The sequence below is a fragment of the Stenotrophomonas sp. YJH_SMC_127 genome (assembly GCF_059372445.1).
In genome coordinates this window covers 69,390-84,553 of the sequence record NZ_JCAFVO010000001.1, presented here as the reverse complement: position 1 = coordinate 84,553, position 15,164 = coordinate 69,390, and the positions used below count along the sequence as shown (strand labels likewise).

The following is a 15,164-nucleotide window of genomic DNA, read 5'->3' as shown; positions in this document are numbered from 1 at the left end:
GGATGACCGCTGATCCAAGCCGTGGCTACGTGCCGCACATTGACGGCCTGCGCGCGATCGCCGTGCTGGCCGTCATCGTGTTCCACCTGGACCCGGCCTGGTTGCCAGGCGGGTTCACCGGCGTGGATGTGTTCTTCGTCATCTCCGGTTTCGTGGTCAGCGCGTCGGTACACCGGCTGCCGCCGCTGTCGCTGGGGCAGTCGATGCTGCGCTTCTATGCGCGCCGCATCCGTCGCATCGCGCCGGCGCTGTTGGCTTGCCTGTTGCTGACTGCCGTGGCAAGCGTGCTGTTCATTCCCGAGTCCTGGCTCAGCGAAGCCAGTGACAGGACCGGACTGATGGCGTTCTTCGGCTTCAGCAACTGGGTGCTGGCAGCGATCGGCAACGACTATTTCGCACCCAGGGCCGAATTCAATCCCTACACCCATACCTGGTCGCTGGGCGTGGAAGAGCAGTTCTACCTGCTGTTCCCGCTGCTGTTCCTGGCTTGGGCGCGCGGTGCACGCGGGCGCTGGATCAGCCTGGGCCTGTTCGCCCTGGTCAGCATGGCGTCGCTGCTGCATGCGGCGGTGCTGGGTCTGCGCGAGGCGCCGCCATCGTGGGCGTTCTATGCCACCAGCACCCGCCTCTGGCAACTGGGGGTGGGCGTGCTGCTGTTCCAGCTGCTGCATGTGCGCGAATCGCTGGACCCGGCAACCGGCCAGGCACCGAAGCGCGCCGCGCCGGTGTTCTCCCTGCTGGCCATGGTGGCGCTGGGCCTGTTGGGGTGGGCGTTGTGGTCCGCGCGTGCCGGGCGGTCGCCGTGGCCTGACGGCCTGCTGCCGGCCTTCGCCACCGCGGGCCTGCTGTGGGCGCTGCATCATCATCCGCAGGCATGGGTGGCGCGCCTGTTGGCCAGCGCCCCGATGCGCCGTATCGGCCTGCTGTCGTACTCGCTGTACCTGTGGCACTGGCCGGTGTTCGTGCTGATGCGCTGGACCGTGGGCTTGCAGACACCCTTGCAGATGACCGCCGCGATGGCGTTGGTGCTGCTGCTGTCATGGCTGTCGTGGCGCTGGGTGGAACAGCCGTTCCGCGGCACGTTGGCGCAGCGCCTGCGTCCCGGGCGTTGGGTGCTGGCCGGCGCGGTCGTATTGCTGTGCGCCGCCGGCATCCAGACAGTGCTCTACCTGCAGGCGCCGCGGCTGTCGTTGAGTACGGTCAGCCGGCATCCGACCGATTGGTACCCCAATGGCAAGAGCGTGGCCGGTGACTATCCCGAGTGCGCACTGGTGGTCGCCAAGCATCGTTTCGAAGGCGGTAGTGCGCGCACCTTTGCCCGTGGAGACTGCGACCGCCCGCTACCGGTTGGCGCGCCGAAGCGGGTGTTCGTTGCTGGTGATTCGCATGCGATGGCCTACATCGAGCTGCTGCAGCGACTGGCCCTGGAAACCGGCTCGGCGGTCTCCCTCTATGGCCGCGGCGGATGCCCGCAGGTGAGCCTGCAGAAGTGGCGCGGTGCCGGTGCCGGTTGCGCTGATTTCGACGCCGCGGTGTTCGCCGATATCGCGCGGCGCGCGCAGCCGGGGGATGCCGTGGTGCTGGTGTCGTTGCGCGTGCCACGCCTTTCCGATCAGTTCGTGCTGTTCGATGCGCAGGCGCAGCTGGCGGGCGAACTGACGGCAGAGGCCGCGGCAGGACGCGACGCCGAAGTGGCCGAGGCGGTCGCGCAGTGGAGACCCCTGGCCGAGCGTGGCGTGCGCATCGTGCTGGAGGCGCCCAAGCCAGTGCTGCCAGCGCCTCCTTATCGCTGCTCGGACCGCTTCAATGCCCGCAACGAGGTCTGCCGCAACGGCCTGGACAGCACGCGCGTCGCGATGGAAACGTTGCGGGCACCCATGCTGGGCAGCCTGCAGCAGGTGGTCGATGGACTGCCAGGTGGCGTGCTGTGGGACCCGATGCCGGTGCTGTGCGACGACGCGTTATGTCCAGCCCAGCGCGATGGGCGGCCGCTGTTCTTCGATGGCGATCATCTCAGTGCGCATGGCAACCGGGTGCTGCTGCCCTCGCTGCAACAGGTTCTGTTGCAGCGCTGAGCCGGGCAGGGGTCAGCGCGCGCGGCTGTTCCGTCGCGCACGTATGAGCGGCAGGCTCAGTGCGAAGAAACAGAGCAGGGCGCCAATCAGGGCGAAGCCGCTGCCGGCCAGGAACGCGGTGCGACCATCGTCGATCTTCCACAGTTGGCCGGCAATGAGTGCGCCGAGCACACCGCCGACACCGGACGAAAATCCGTACAGCAGCCCCTGGCCATGCCCATTGAGGCGACCGGGGAAGTAGGTCGCCAGCATCTGCATCGCTGCTGCGAAGAATGCCGCAAAGCCCAGCGCGTGCGCGCTCTGCGCCAGCAGCATCACCGGCAGGTTTTCCGGGAACAGTGCGGTCACGGCCCAGCGCAGGCAGGAACTGACCAGCGCGATCAACAGCATCCAGCTGGCGTCATAGCGGCGGAAGAAGCGGCCGATGGTGAAGAACACGCCCACTTCGAAGACCACACCGATGGTCCACAACAGGCCCAGGGTGGAGGTGCGGTAGCCGTGATGGTCCATGTAGACCGAAAAGAACGTGTAGTACGGGCCGAAAGACAGTTGCTCCATGAAGGCGGCCAGGAAGAACGCCAGCACCGGCGGTCGGCGCACGATCTGCCAGAAGCCGCTGGCGTCGCCGCCGGTCTTGCCGACGCCGCGCGCGTAGTGGTTGCTGAAGGCCGAGGCGACCAGCAGCGCGAACAGTGGCAGCATCATCCACGGCAGCAGCCCGGCGTGGCTGGCCGTACCGTCACCTTCGATCAGCCAGCCGAACAGGGTCACGACGGCGATGAAACCGAGCGAGCCCCAGACCCGGATCAACCCGTAGCGATGGCTGTCGTTACCCAGATGGGTGAGGGTGATCGACTCGAACTGCGGCATCACCGCGTTGTAGAAGAAGCAGAACACCACCATCGCGGGGTACATCCACGGCTGTGGCAGCGGCAGCAGGAATACCGCGAAGCTGAGCAGGGTCAGCACGCAGCCCGCGCGCAGCAGGCGGATCGGTCGTGGCGATGCGGCCGCCAGCGAGGTCCAGGTGCTGGGCGCGATCACGCGGGTGGCGTACCACAGGCCCATCATCACGCTGATGGCCGTCACGCTCATGCCGCGCGCGCTCAGGAACAGGCTCCAGTACGGCGTGAACGCGCCCAGCGCCGCGTAGTAGAACAGGTAGAAGCTGGAGAGGCGTGCAACGGGAACGGTCATCGCGGAATGATGAGGCAAAAAAGGGGACGGAGGGAATTAAGTCGTTTGTGCATAAGCGACTTAATCCCCTCCGTCCCCTTTTTGTGTCATTCGGGGTCGTAGTCGAGGTTGGAGGCCAGCCAGCGTTCGGCCTGGGCGCGGTCCACGCCCTTGCGGCGGGCGTAGTCGCTGACCTGTTCGCGGCTGAGCCGGCCGACCACGAAGTACTGGCTCTGCGGATGGCTGAAGTAGTAGCCCGAGACAGCGGCCGTGGGCAGCATCGCGAAGCTCTCGGTCAATTCCATGCCGGCGTTTGCTTCGGCCTGCAGCAGGTCGAACAGGCGCCGTTTCTCGCTGTGTTCCGGGCAGGCCGGATAGCCAGGCGCCGGCCGGATGCCGCGATACTGCTCGTCGATCAGGGCGTCGTTGTCCAGCGCCTCGGCGCGCTCATGGCCCCAGAATTCGGTACGCACGCGCTGGTGCAGGCGCTCGGCCAGCGCCTCGGCGAGGCGGTCGGCCAGTGCTTTCAGCAGGATCGCGTTGTAGTCGTCATGCTCGGCCTCGAAGCGCGCGACGTGCGCGTCGATGCCGATACCGGCAGTGACTGCGAACGCGCCGATCCAGTCCTGCTTGCCACTGTCGAGGGGCGCGATGAAATCGGCCAGGCAGAAGTCCGGGCGCTCGGCAGGCTTGTCTACCTGCTGGCGCAGGAAGTGCAGGGTGGTTTCGCCCTGCGGGTGCTGCACGCGGACGTCGTCGCCGATGCTGTTGGCCGGCCACAGGCCGAACACGGCCTTGGCCGTCAGCCACTTCTCGCCGACGATGCGCTCGAGCATCGCGCGCGCATCGCGGTACAGCTCGCTGGCCTGGGTGCCGACGATCTCGTCGGTGAGGATGGCCGGGAACTTGCCGGCCAGCTCCCAGGCCTGGAAGAACGGCGTCCAGTCGATGTAGTCGACCAGTTCGTCCAGCGGGTAGTCATCGAACACGTACAGGCCGGGTTGTTCCGGTGCCGGTGGCGTGTAGCTGTCCCAGCCGCCCTGGAATTTCTGCGCGCGCGCATGTTCCAGCGTCACCAGGCGCTTGGCGTCGCCACGGTTGCGGTGGCGGGCGCGGATCTCGGCATAGTCGGCCTCGTTGGCCGCAACGAAGGCTTCGCGCAGGTCGCGTGAGATCAGCGACTGGGCCACGCCCACCGCGCGCGAGGCGTCCTTCACCCACACCGTAGGCGCTTTGTAGTGCGGGTCGATCTTCAGCGCGGTGTGCGCGCGCGAGGTGGTGGCGCCGCCGATCAGCAGCGGCAGGTCGAAGCCCTGGCGCTCCATCTCGCGGGCGACGTGGCTCATCTCCTCCAGCGACGGGGTGATCAGTCCGGACAGGCCGACCAGGTCGGCGTTGTGCTCGCGGGCGGCATCGAGGATCTTCTGCGCCGGCACCATCACGCCCAGGTCGACCACCTCGAAGTTGTTGCAGGCCAGGACCACGCCGACGATGTTCTTGCCGATGTCATGCACATCGCCCTTCACCGTGGCCATGATGATCTTGCCATTGCTCTTGGCGGTATCACCGCTGCGTGCCTTCTCCGCCTCGATGTACGGCAGCAGGTAGGCCACCGCCTTCTTCATCACGCGTGCGGATTTCACCACCTGCGGCAGGAACATCTTGCCGGCACCGAACAGGTCGCCCACGATGTTCATGCCGTCCATCAGCGGGCCCTCGATCACGTCCAGCGGGCGGCTGGAGGCCTGCCGGGCCAGCTCGGTGTCTTCCTCGACAAAGGCATCCAGGCCGTGCACCAGCGCATGTGCCAGGCGCTGCGCCACCGGCTTCCCGCGCCAGGCCAGGTCCTCGGTCTTCGCCGCGCCCTTGCTGCCCTTGTAGCGCTCGGCGATCTCCAGCAGGCGCTCGGTGGCATCGCTGCGGCGGTTGAGGATCACGTCCTCGACGCGCTCGCGCAGCTCAGGCTCCAGCTCGTCGTAGATCGGCATGGCGCCGGCGTTGACGATGCCCATGTCCATGCCGGCGGCGATGGCGTGGTAGAGGAACACCGAGTGGATGGCCTGGCGCACCGTTTCGTTGCCGCGGAACGAGAACGAGACGTTGGAGACGCCGCCGGAGACGTGGCAGTACGGCAGGGTCTGCTTGATGATGCGGGTGGCTTCGATGAAGTCCACCGCATAGTTGTCGTGCTCTTCGATGCCGGTGGCGACAGCGAAGATGTTCGGGTCGAAGATGATGTCCTGCGGCGGGAAGCCGATCTCGTCGACCAGGATGCGGTAGGCGCGGGTGCAGATCTCGACCTTGCGCGCGCAGGTATCGGCCTGCCCGCTTTCATCGAAGGCCATGACCACCGCGGCGGCGCCATAGCGCAGGACCTTGCGCGCGTGTTCGCGGAACAGCGCCTCGCCTTCCTTCAGCGAGATCGAATTGACCACGCTCTTGCCCTGCAGGCACTTCAGCCCGGCCTCGATCACGCTCCACTTGGAGGAGTCGACCATGACCGGGATGCGGGCGATGTCCGGCTCGGACATGATCAGGTTAAGGTAACGGGTCATCGCCGCTTCCGAATCGATCAGGCCCTCGTCCATGTTGACGTCGAGGATCTGCGCGCCGCTGGCGACCTGCTGGCGGGCCACGTCCACCGCTTCTTCGTAGCGGCCTTCCTTGATGAGCTTGCGGAACTGCGCACTGCCGGTGACGTTGGTGCGTTCGCCGACGTTGATGAACAGCAGGTCCGGAGTGATGACCAGGGGTTCCAGGCCGGACAGGCGGGTAGGGCGGACAGGCGTCATGGCGGGCGTCGGCTCAACAGCAGGAGGGCGGGAAGTGTGGAACGGTGGCGGCGACATTCATGCGGCCTGCTCCTGGACACCGGGCAGGGCGCGCGGCGGCAGCCCGGCCACGGCGCGGGCGATCGCACGGATGTGGTCGGGGGTGGAGCCGCAGCAGCCGCCGACCAGGTTCAACAGGCCATCCTCGGCGAAGCCGCGCAGGGTGGTGGCCATCTCTTCAGGCGTTTCGTCGTACTCGCCGAAGGCGTTGGGCAGGCCCGCGTTGGGATGTGCGCTGACGTAACAGTCGGCGACCTGCGAGAGGGTTTCCACGTGCGGGCGCATCGCCTCGGCGCCCAACGCGCAGTTCAAGCCGATCGACAGCGGGCGCGCATGCGCCAGTGACGCATGGAAGGCCTCGGCGGTCTGCCCGGACAGGGTGCGCCCGGAGGCGTCGGTAATGGTGCCGGAGATCATCACCGGCAGGCGTGCACCACGCGCGTCGAAGGCCTCCTCCAGCGCATACAGCGCGGCCTTGGCATTGAGCGTGTCGAAGATGGTCTCGACCATGAGGGTGTCGGCGCCGCCATCGATCAGGCCCTCGATGGCTTCGCGATAGGTGTCGCGCAACTCGTCGAAGCTGGTGTTGCGGAAGCCCGGATCGTTGACGTCGGGACTGATCGAAGCGGTGCGGCTGGTGGGACCGATCACCCCGATCACGAAGCGCGGCTTGCCCGGCGTGGCCGCAGCCACCGCATCGCAGCAGGCGCGTGCAACGGCGGCGCCGGCCTTGTTCAGCTCGTACACCAGGTGTTCGAGGTGGTAGTCGGCCTGGCTGACCGAAGTGGCGTTGAAGGTGTTGGTCTCGACCAGATCCGCCCCGGCGTCCAGGTATGCGGTATGGATGTCGGCGATGACCTGCGGCCGGGTCAGCAGCAGCAGGTCGTTGTTGCCCTTCAGGTCATGGCCTTCAGGCGTGCCGTGGTCGCAGCCGGGACCGTGCGCATGGTCATAGCCACCGGCGAATCGCTCGCCGCGGTAGTCGTCTTCCTGCAGGCCATGGCGCTGGATCATCGTGCCCATCGCGCCGTCGATGATCAGGATCCGCTCGCGCAGGGCGTCGAGCAGGGCGTTTGCACGATCAGGATGCAACCAGGGCAGGGCAGGCATGGTGGTCTCGGGCTCAGGGCTTGTTGGCGATCAGCGAAATCACTTCGAAGTGCGGCGGACGCTTCTCGCGGGTGACCGTTTCCAGGCTGGACACCTGCAGGCCGGCCTTGTCGACGAACTTGCGCAGCTCCTTGTCGCTGAAGCCGAGGTTGACGTGGCCATAGGCCTCCACCGCTGCCTTGTGCTCGTGACGGGCCAGGCTGCACAACAGCAGGCGGCCGCCCGGGCGCAGCACGCGTGCGGCTTCGGTTACGGCCTGCGCCGGCTTGCTGGCATAGGTCAGCGCGTGCATCAGCACCACCAGGTCGAAGCTGCCGTCCTTGAACGGCAGGGCATGCATGTCACCCTCGCGGACTTCCACATTGGGCAGCCGGCGCAGGCGCTCGCTGGCAGCGGCGACCACGCGCGCGCTGGTATCGATGCAGATGTAGCGCTTGGCGTGGGGGGCGACCAGTTCGGCCAGCACGCCGTCACCGGAGGCGATGTCCAGCACGTCGCCGGTCTCCAGCAACGGCAAGGCGGTGCGCGCCAGCGCCTCCCAGGTACGGCCCGGAGAGTAGTGGCGCTCCATGTCGCCGGCCACGCTGTCGGCCCAGTTCTGGTCCGAGGCGCGGTGGGCCAGCACTGCAGCCACGCGCTCGGCATCCTGGCGCAGCAACGGGTCGTCGCTTCCGTTGCTCAAGGCATGCCACAATGCACGCTGCGCCGGGTCCAGCTGGGCTTCGTCGAAACGGTAGTAGGCCGACACGCCGGCACGGCGGTCGCGGACCAGGCCGGCTTCCTTCAGGCGCGCCAGGTGGGTGGACACGCGCGGCTGCGCCAGCCGGGTGATTGCCGACAGTTCGGCCACGGTCAGCTCCTCCTGCTCCAGCAGCGCCAGCAGGCGCACGCGGGTGGCATCGGCGAACACCTTCAGGCGGGTCGACCAGTCTTCCAGATCCATAAATATCTACCTATCGCGATATAGAGATATATTCGCCGAGAAGGCCTGCCGCGGTCAAGTCGCCAGCGTACGGAAACAGCCGGCCCCCGGTACAATCGGAGCACCTGGGCGCGCCGTATGCGGCCCATAACTTCATGTACCCGGGAGGGTGTTGTGGATTTCAGCTTTACCGAAGAGCAGTTGATGCTGCAGGACGTTGCGCGGCGCATCGCGCAGGAGAAGATCGCCCCGAGCGCGGAGCACCATGACCGTACCGGCGAGTTCCCGCTCGACAACATCCGCCTGCTGGGCGAGAACGGCCTGATGGGCATCGAAGTGCCGACCGAATACGGTGGCGCGGGCATGGACCCGGTTGCGTACGTGCTGGCGATGGTGGAGGTCGCCGCCGCCGACGCAGCCCATTCGACCATCATGTCGGTCAACAACTCGCTGTTCTGCAACGGCATCCTCACCCACGGTACCGAGCAGCAGAAGCAGACCTACGTGCGTGCCATCGCCGAGGGCGAGGCCATTGGCGCGTTCGCGCTGACCGAGCCGCAGTCCGGCTCCGATGCCACCGCCATGCGCTGCCGCGCGGTGAAGCAGGCCGACGGCACCTTCGTCATCAACGGCAAGAAGAGCTGGATCACCTCCGGCCCGGTGGCCAAGTACATCGTGCTGTTCGCGATGAGCGAGCCGGACAAGGGCGCGCGCGGCATCACCGCCTTCCTCATCGATACCGACAAGGCCGGTTTCGGTCGTGGCAAGACCGAGCCCAAGCTGGGCATCCGCGCCTCGGCCACCTGCGAGATCGAGTTCAATGATTACGTGGCGCAGGCCGAGGACGTTCTGGGCCAGGAAGGCGAGGGCTTCAAGATCGCCATGAGCGTGCTCGATGCCGGCCGCATCGGTATCGCCTCGCAGGCCATCGGCATCGCCCGTGCCGCCTATGAAGCGACCCTGGAGTACGTGAAGGAGCGCAAGGCCTTCGGTGCCGCCATCGGCACCTTCCAGATGACCCAGGCCAAGATTGCAGACATGAAGTGCAAGCTGGATGCAGCGCTGCTGCTGACGTTGCGCGCGGCTTGGGTGAAGGGCCAGGGCAAGCGCTTCAGCAACGAAGCCGCCATCGCCAAGCTCACCGCCTCGGAAGCGGCGATGTGGATCACCCACCAGGCGGTGCAGATCCACGGCGGCATGGGGTACTCGAAGGAGATGCCGCTGGAGCGTTACTTCCGTGATGCCAAGATCACCGAGATCTATGAAGGCACCTCGGAAATCCAGCGCCTGGTGATCGCCCGCAACGAAACCGGGCTGCGCTGAGACGCAACGGCCGCGCCGCTGCAAGGGCGGCGCGGCCGGTCGATCCGCGCCACGCGTGGATGCGCTGTGCTCTTGGCCGAACGATGCCGGATCTGTTCCAATGCAGGCCGTTTCCATACGGTCTGCACAGATGATCTATCGTGGTTGGGGAATCCTGACACTGATCACGCCGATCGCAGCGATCCTGCTGCTGGCGTATTTCTTCCCGCACGCAGGCCCCAAGGGCAACACCCCACTCTCGCAGGTGTTGCTGGGTGCCAGCATTGGCGCGGCGGTGAACGTGCTGCTGGGCCTGTGGCTCAACCGGGCACCCCGGCAGAAGGGCGAAGTGGCGCCCCATCATTTCTTTTTCGTGCCGATGCAGTGGGCTGCACTGGTAATCGTGGCAGTGTGCGTGGTGGTCGCGCTGTTGCGCTGAGACGTGACTCGAACGGAGCCCACCAAGGTTGGCGGCTACCGGGCATGCCGTTGCCCTGGTAGATGCCAACCTTGGTTGGCATGAATTCAAAGGCGGCAAGAAAAAGGCCCCGGATCGCTCCGGGGCCTTTTCGTTTCAGCGCACTGCCGGATCAACGATCCGGGCGGTGTGCAGCATCCGCGTCGCGCTGGCGTTCCATGAACTCTTTGGACGGTTCATCCAGCTTGTCGCCCAGCATGCGGCGCACGACCACGAAGAACACCGGGATCATCAGCAGGCCGAGCAGGGTGGCGAACAGCATGCCGCCGATCACGCCGGTACCGATGGCGTGGCGGGAGTTGGCGCCGGCGCCGGTGGAGATCGCCATCGGGATCACGCCCATGATGAACGCGAACGAGGTCATCAGGATCGGGCGGAAGCGCAGGCGGGCCGCTTCGATGGTGGCATCGCGCAGGTTCTTGCCGGCTGCGCGCTGCTCCACCGCGAACTCCACGATCAGGATCGCGTTCTTCGCGGCCAGGCCGATCACGGTGATCAGGCCGATCTTGAAGAACAGATCGTTGGGCAGGCCGCGCAGCATCGACAGGCCCAGTGCGCCCAGCACGCCCAGCGGCACCACCAGCAGCACTGCCACCGGGATCGACCAGCTTTCATACAGGGCGGCCAGGCACAGGAACACCACCACGATGGACAGCACCAGCAGCAGCGTGGCGGCATTGCCGGCCAGGATTTCCTGGTAGGACATGCCGGACCAGTCGTAGCCGAAGCCGGCCGGCAGGTCGTCGTTGACGATGCTCTCCATGGTCTGCATCGCTTCGCCCGAGCTGGTGCCCGGGGCCTGCGAGCCGACGATGTTGATCGCCGAGTAGCCGTTGTAGCGGCTCAGCGACGGCGGTGCCGACACCCATTCGGACTTGACCACCGTGTTGAGCGGGATCATCGCGTTGGTGCCATCGGCGTTCTGGGTCAGGGTGGAGGGGCTGTAGAAGCTCTTCAGCGACTCCTGGCCGGTGCGGTACGGGCCATCGGCCTGCATGGTCACGCGCTTGATGCGGCCTTCGTAGAAGAAGTCGTTGACATAGACCGGGGCCAGCATCAGCTGGATGGTGCTGTACACGTCCGACACCGACATGCCCATCGACTGCGCCTGCACGCGGTCCACGTGCAGCTGCAGCTGCGGGGCGTTCTCCAGCCCGTTCGGACGCACGCCGACCAGGGCTTCGGGCTTCTGCGCGGCCTTGCCCAGCAAGATGTTGCGCGCCTGGGTCAGCTGTTCGTAGCCGGCACCACTGCGGTCCTGCAGCCACATGTCGAAGCCGCCGAACTGGCCGAGGCCCTGCACGGTGGGCAGGTTGACCACGAAGATCTGCGCTTCCTTGATGCCGTAGAACGCGCCGTTCATGTTCTGGATGAACTCGGGCGCGGTGAACTTGCGTTCCTCCCACGGCTTCAGGCGGATGAAGCCCATGCCCACGTTCTCGCCGGAACCGACGAAGCTGAAGCCGGCCACCTGCAGCATGCCTTCATAGCCATCCTGCTTTTCCAGGATGCCACGCATCTGCGCGAACACTTCGTTGGTCTGGCCCTTGGTCGAGCCCGGCGGCAGCTGCACGATCGCCAGCGCATAGCCCTGGTCTTCTTCCGGCAGGAAGCTGCCCGGCATGCGGGTGAACAGGAAGCCGCACAGCGCGGTCAGCACCACGAACAGGATCATCCAGCGCGGCGCATGGCGCACCGCCGAGGTGATGTGGCCCACGTAGGTGTGGCTGATCTTGTCGTAGTACTTGTTGAAGGTGCGGTAGACGATGTTCGGGTTGTCGTTGTGCGTCGGCTTGAGGAAGGTCGCGCACAGCGCCGGGGTGAAGCCCAGTGCCAGGAACGCCGAGAACGCCATCGAGATGGCGATGGTCAGGGCGAACTGCTTGTAGATCTCACCGGCGGCGCCGCCCTGCAGGGCGGACGGGATGAACACCGCCGCCAGCACGACGGTGATCGCCACCACCGCGCCGGTGATCTGGGTCATCGCCTTCTGCGTGGCCGGCTTCGGCGCCAGGCCTTCCTCGCTCATGATGCGTTCGACGTTCTCGATCACCACGATCGCATCGTCGACCACGATGCCGATCGCCAGCACCATCGCGAACAGGGTCAGCTGGTTGATCGTGAAGCCGATCATCCACATGCCCAGGAAGGTACCGAGCAGGGCGACGGGGATGACCAGGGTCGGGATCAGTGTGGCGCGGAAGTTCTGCAGGAAGATCAGCATCACCAGGAACACCAGGAACACTGCTTCGAACAGGGTCTTGACCACTTCCTGGATCGAGATCTTGACGAAGGTGGTGCTGTCGTACGGCGAGAACCAGGTCACCCCGGACGGGAAACTGGGCTGCAGCTCGTCCATCTTGGCGCGCACCGCTTCGGCCACGTTCAGGGCGTTGGCGCCCGGCAGCAGCTGGATGGCGAAGGCGCCGGTCGGCTTGCCGTTGTACTGGGTGTCGAAGCCGTAGTTGTTGGCACCGAAGGCGACGCGGGCGATGTCCTTGAGCAGCACGCGCGAGCCATCGGCGTTGGCGCGCAGGATGATGTTCTCGAATTCCTGCGGCGAGCTGAAGCGGCCTTCGGCCGAGACCGTGGCGGTGAAGTGCTGGCCTTCCGGCGACGGGTCCGAACCCAGCGCACCGGCGGCGAACTGCACGTTCTGCGCACGTACCGCGGCCAGTACCTGGCTGGCCGACAGGCCATAGCCCTGCATCTTCTCCGGGTTCAGCCAGATGTTCATGGCGTACTCGGAACCGAACTGCTGGGTGCTGCCGACGCCGGGGATACGCGAGACCTGGTCGAGCACGCGCGAGCCGACGATGTCGTTCAGTGCGTCACGGTTGATGGTCGGGGTATCGGACTGCAGCGCCACCACCATCAGGAAGCCGGCATTGGCCTTGGCCACCACCACGCCCTGCTGGGTCACTTCCGAAGGCAGTCGTGGCGTGGCCAGCGACACCTTGTTCTGCACCTGCACCTGGGCGATGTCCGGATCGGTACCGGTCTCGAAGGTCAGGGTGATCTGCGCGCGGCCGTTGGAGGCCGACGAGGAGCTGAAGTACAGCAGGTGATCGATACCGGTCAGCTGCTGCTCGATCACCTGGGTGACCGATTTCTCGGTGGTGTCCGCGCTGGCGCCCGGGTAGGTCGCCGAGACGGTGACCTGCGGCGGGGCGATGTTGGGATAGGACTCCACGCCCAGGTTGAGGATCGCGATCACGCCGCTGAGCGAGATCAGGATCGCAACCACCCAGGCGAAGACTGGATGTTCGATGAAAAATTTAGGCATGACGGAAGGTTCCCGTTACTGCTTGTTCGAATCGGTGGCGGCCGGCTTGGCCGCATCGGCCTGTTCCGGCTTGGCCGCGTCGGCCGGTGCCTTGCCTGCCGCCGGTGCTGCGCCCGCCGGAGCGGCGCCGCCTGCGGCAGGCTTGCCGTTGGCGTCCTGCCCCGGGGTCCACGGCTTGGCCACCGCCGGTGCACCTTCCTTGACCTTCTGCACGCCGGCCACGATCACCTTGTCACCGGCGGCCAGACCGTCGCTGACCAGCCAGTTGCCGTTCTGCGCGCCATCGGTCTTCACGTTCTTGCGCACCACCTTGCCGTCGGCACCGACCACCATCACGTAGCCGCCGGTGGTGTCACGCAGCAGCGCCTGCTGCGGCACCAGGTAGGCATTGTTGCGCTCGCCCAGGTTGGCCTGGAAGCTGACGAAGGCGCCCGGCAGCAGGATCTGCTGGGGGTTCGGCAGCAGCGCACGCAGCGACACCGCACCGGTGGCCGGGTCGACCGTGGTCGAGGAGAAGTCCAGCGTGCCCGGCTCACCATAGGTGCTGCCGTCGGCCAGCTTGACGTTGACCGTGGCCTTGCCGTCGCCGGACAGCGCCAGCGAGCCCTTGGCCTGCTGCGCGCGCAGCTGGGTCAGCTCATCCACGCTCAGCGAGAAGTTCACATACAGCGGGTCGAGCTGGTCAACGGTGGTCAGCAGGGTCACATCGCCCTGGCCGACCAGCGCGCCCTCGGTGACCTGCTGCTTGTTGGCCACGCCACTGATCGGCGCGGTCACTTCGGCGTAGCCCAGGTTGATCCGCGAAGAGGTCACTGCCGCTTCGGCCTGCTTGACGGCGGCCAGGGCGGTGCGCTCGGCCGATTCGGCGTTGTCCAGGTCGGACTTGGAGACGAACTGCTGCGGCGCCAGCGAGCGCGCGCGATCGGCGGCGACCTTGGCATTGGCGTAGGTGGCGCGGGCCGAAGCGAGCTGGGCCTCGGAGGCGTTGAGCGAGGCACGCAACGGCGCCGGGTCGATCAGGAACAGGGTCTGGCCCTGCTTGACCTGCGAGCCTTCCTGGTAAACGCGCTTGAGCAGCACGCCGGGTACGCGTGCGCGGACGTCGGCGCTGCGGAACGGCGACAGGCGGCCGACCAGCTCGCGCTGCAGCGGCAGGGTCTGCGGCTTGGCGTCGATCACGCCCACCTCCGGCGGCGGGGGCGTCTGCTGTTCCGGCTTCTTGCAGGCAGCCAGCGCGACAGCAACGGCGCACGTCAAGGCAAGGGTGCGGAGTGGGGCGGTCATCAGGAGGAACTCCGGGGTTGGTTTGTAGACGGGGCCGGCGACGGCTGTGGCGCGAACGCGCGCAGGAAGCTGTCGACGGAGAACTCTGCCCAGCGCCGACGCAGGAGCGCGTCATCACGATGGGGGGTATGGAAGCGCTGTTTGTCGAAATCCTGACCGGCGATCATGCTCAGCAGCAGTTCGGCCATGAAGTGCGGGTCGTCATGCCGGAGCTGGCCTTGCATGCAAACGGTTTCAATCCATTCAGCAAGATGAAGCGTCAGCGCGCCGGCACCGTGCCGGTACAGCGTACGCGCCTCTTCGGGAAACTGGGCTGCCTCGGCTGCAATCAGCCGGCAGGCCTGTCCTACGTGCGGTTGGTTGAAATGCTCCAGGAAGTCGGTGGCGAACTGGAGAAGGCTGGCACGCAGGTCGTCACCGCGGAGTGCACGCAGCATGGCCCCGGTGGCGTGGCCGACGTGGCGCTGCATCACCCGGCGCAGCAGTTCCTGCTTGCTGCCGTAGCGCGAGTACAGGGTCTGCTTGGAGCAGCCGGCATGCTGGGCCACCGCGTCCATGCTCATCTGCATGCCCTGCTCGGCCAGCAGTCTGCGCACGGCATCGAACACGCGCTCATCGCGCGCGTCGAGGGCAACGGGGAGGTAGGCCGGGTTCACGCGGTGGACTATACCGTCCAGTTCAGGATTGTGGAATCGAATCG

Annotated in this window: 10 protein-coding genes; 3 read left to right on the top strand and 7 right to left on the bottom strand. The window is 66.3% G+C overall.

The genetic code is table 11. From position 1 onward, the window contains the following. The first annotated feature begins 2 nt into the window (after positions 1–2). Positions 3–2,075, top strand: coding sequence for an acyltransferase family protein (locus AC5QAB_RS00360; RefSeq protein ID WP_197561554.1), 2,073 nt, complete (start codon positions 3–5; stop codon positions 2,073–2,075). Positions 2,076–2,087: 12 nt separating this feature from the next. Here AC5QAB_RS00360 and AC5QAB_RS00355 read toward each other — a convergent pair whose 3' ends face one another. The 4 genes from AC5QAB_RS00355 to AC5QAB_RS00340 form a co-directional block, all read right to left on the bottom strand. Further along, the gene (locus AC5QAB_RS00355) at positions 2,088–3,272 is read right to left on the bottom strand and encodes an MFS transporter (RefSeq protein WP_495233095.1); all 1,185 of its coding nucleotides are present in this window, start codon (positions 3,270–3,272) and stop codon (positions 2,088–2,090) included. An 86-nt stretch (positions 3,273–3,358) separates the two neighbouring features. Beyond that, positions 3,359–6,043 carry a methionine synthase gene (gene metH, locus AC5QAB_RS00350; RefSeq protein WP_495233094.1) on the bottom strand — a complete coding sequence of 895 codons (2,685 nt, stop codon included), beginning with the start codon at positions 6,041–6,043 and terminating at the stop codon, positions 3,359–3,361. Positions 6,044–6,100: 57 nt separating this feature from the next. Then, positions 6,101–7,192 carry a homocysteine S-methyltransferase family protein gene (locus tag AC5QAB_RS00345; protein ID WP_014647681.1) on the bottom strand — a complete coding sequence of 364 codons (1,092 nt, stop codon included), beginning with the start codon at positions 7,190–7,192 and terminating at the stop codon, positions 6,101–6,103. 13 nt (positions 7,193–7,205) lie between these two features. Then, the gene (locus AC5QAB_RS00340) at positions 7,206–8,135 is read right to left on the bottom strand and encodes an ArsR/SmtB family transcription factor (RefSeq protein ID WP_014037755.1); all 930 of its coding nucleotides are present in this window, start codon (positions 8,133–8,135) and stop codon (positions 7,206–7,208) included. Between the two features lie 153 nt (positions 8,136–8,288). On the opposite strand from AC5QAB_RS00340, the gene AC5QAB_RS00335 reads away from it, so the two are divergent. Then, positions 8,289–9,437 carry an acyl-CoA dehydrogenase family protein gene (locus AC5QAB_RS00335; RefSeq protein ID WP_049408570.1) on the top strand — a complete coding sequence of 383 codons (1,149 nt, stop codon included), beginning with the start codon at positions 8,289–8,291 and terminating at the stop codon, positions 9,435–9,437. 130 nt (positions 9,438–9,567) lie between these two features. Next, positions 9,568–9,855 carry a hypothetical protein gene (locus AC5QAB_RS00330; protein WP_046431564.1) on the top strand — a complete coding sequence of 96 codons (288 nt, stop codon included), beginning with the start codon at positions 9,568–9,570 and terminating at the stop codon, positions 9,853–9,855. Positions 9,856–10,006: 151 nt separating this feature from the next. Here the strand turns inward: AC5QAB_RS00330 and AC5QAB_RS00325 are convergent, their stop codons facing one another. From AC5QAB_RS00325 to AC5QAB_RS00315, 3 genes are read right to left on the bottom strand one after another with little or no spacing between them, the layout of a single operon-like run. After that, positions 10,007–13,180: a multidrug efflux RND transporter permease subunit gene (locus AC5QAB_RS00325; RefSeq protein WP_495233093.1), complete on the bottom strand. Its 3,174-nt coding sequence runs from the start codon at positions 13,178–13,180 to the stop codon at positions 10,007–10,009. Between the two features lie 15 nt (positions 13,181–13,195). Beyond that, positions 13,196–14,464 carry an efflux RND transporter periplasmic adaptor subunit gene (locus AC5QAB_RS00320; RefSeq protein ID WP_032962064.1) on the bottom strand — a complete coding sequence of 423 codons (1,269 nt, stop codon included), beginning with the start codon at positions 14,462–14,464 and terminating at the stop codon, positions 13,196–13,198. Next, positions 14,464–15,120, bottom strand: coding sequence for a TetR/AcrR family transcriptional regulator (locus tag AC5QAB_RS00315; protein ID WP_046431559.1), 657 nt, complete (start codon positions 15,118–15,120; stop codon positions 14,464–14,466). The genes AC5QAB_RS00320 and AC5QAB_RS00315 overlap by 1 nt, the downstream gene beginning before the upstream one ends. Between the last annotated feature and the right edge of the window lie 44 nt (positions 15,121–15,164).

Bases quoted from the DNA above. Each gene is read 5' to 3' on its own strand.
- AC5QAB_RS00360 (WP_197561554.1), top strand. From the start codon at position 3: ATGACCGCTGATCCAAGCCGTGGCTACGTGCCGCACATTGACGGCCTG.
- AC5QAB_RS00355 (WP_495233095.1), bottom strand. From the start codon at position 3,272: ATGACCGTTCCCGTTGCACGCCTCTCCAGCTTCTACCTGTTCTACTAC.
- metH (WP_495233094.1), bottom strand. From the start codon at position 6,043: ATGACGCCTGTCCGCCCTACCCGCCTGTCCGGCCTGGAACCCCTGGTC.
- AC5QAB_RS00345 (WP_014647681.1), bottom strand. From the start codon at position 7,192: ATGCCTGCCCTGCCCTGGTTGCATCCTGATCGTGCAAACGCCCTGCTC.
- AC5QAB_RS00340 (WP_014037755.1), bottom strand. From the start codon at position 8,135: ATGGATCTGGAAGACTGGTCGACCCGCCTGAAGGTGTTCGCCGATGCC.
- AC5QAB_RS00330 (WP_046431564.1), top strand. From the start codon at position 9,568: ATGATCTATCGTGGTTGGGGAATCCTGACACTGATCACGCCGATCGCA.
- AC5QAB_RS00325 (WP_495233093.1), bottom strand. From the start codon at position 13,180: ATGCCTAAATTTTTCATCGAACATCCAGTCTTCGCCTGGGTGGTTGCG.
- AC5QAB_RS00320 (WP_032962064.1), bottom strand. From the start codon at position 14,464: ATGACCGCCCCACTCCGCACCCTTGCCTTGACGTGCGCCGTTGCTGTC.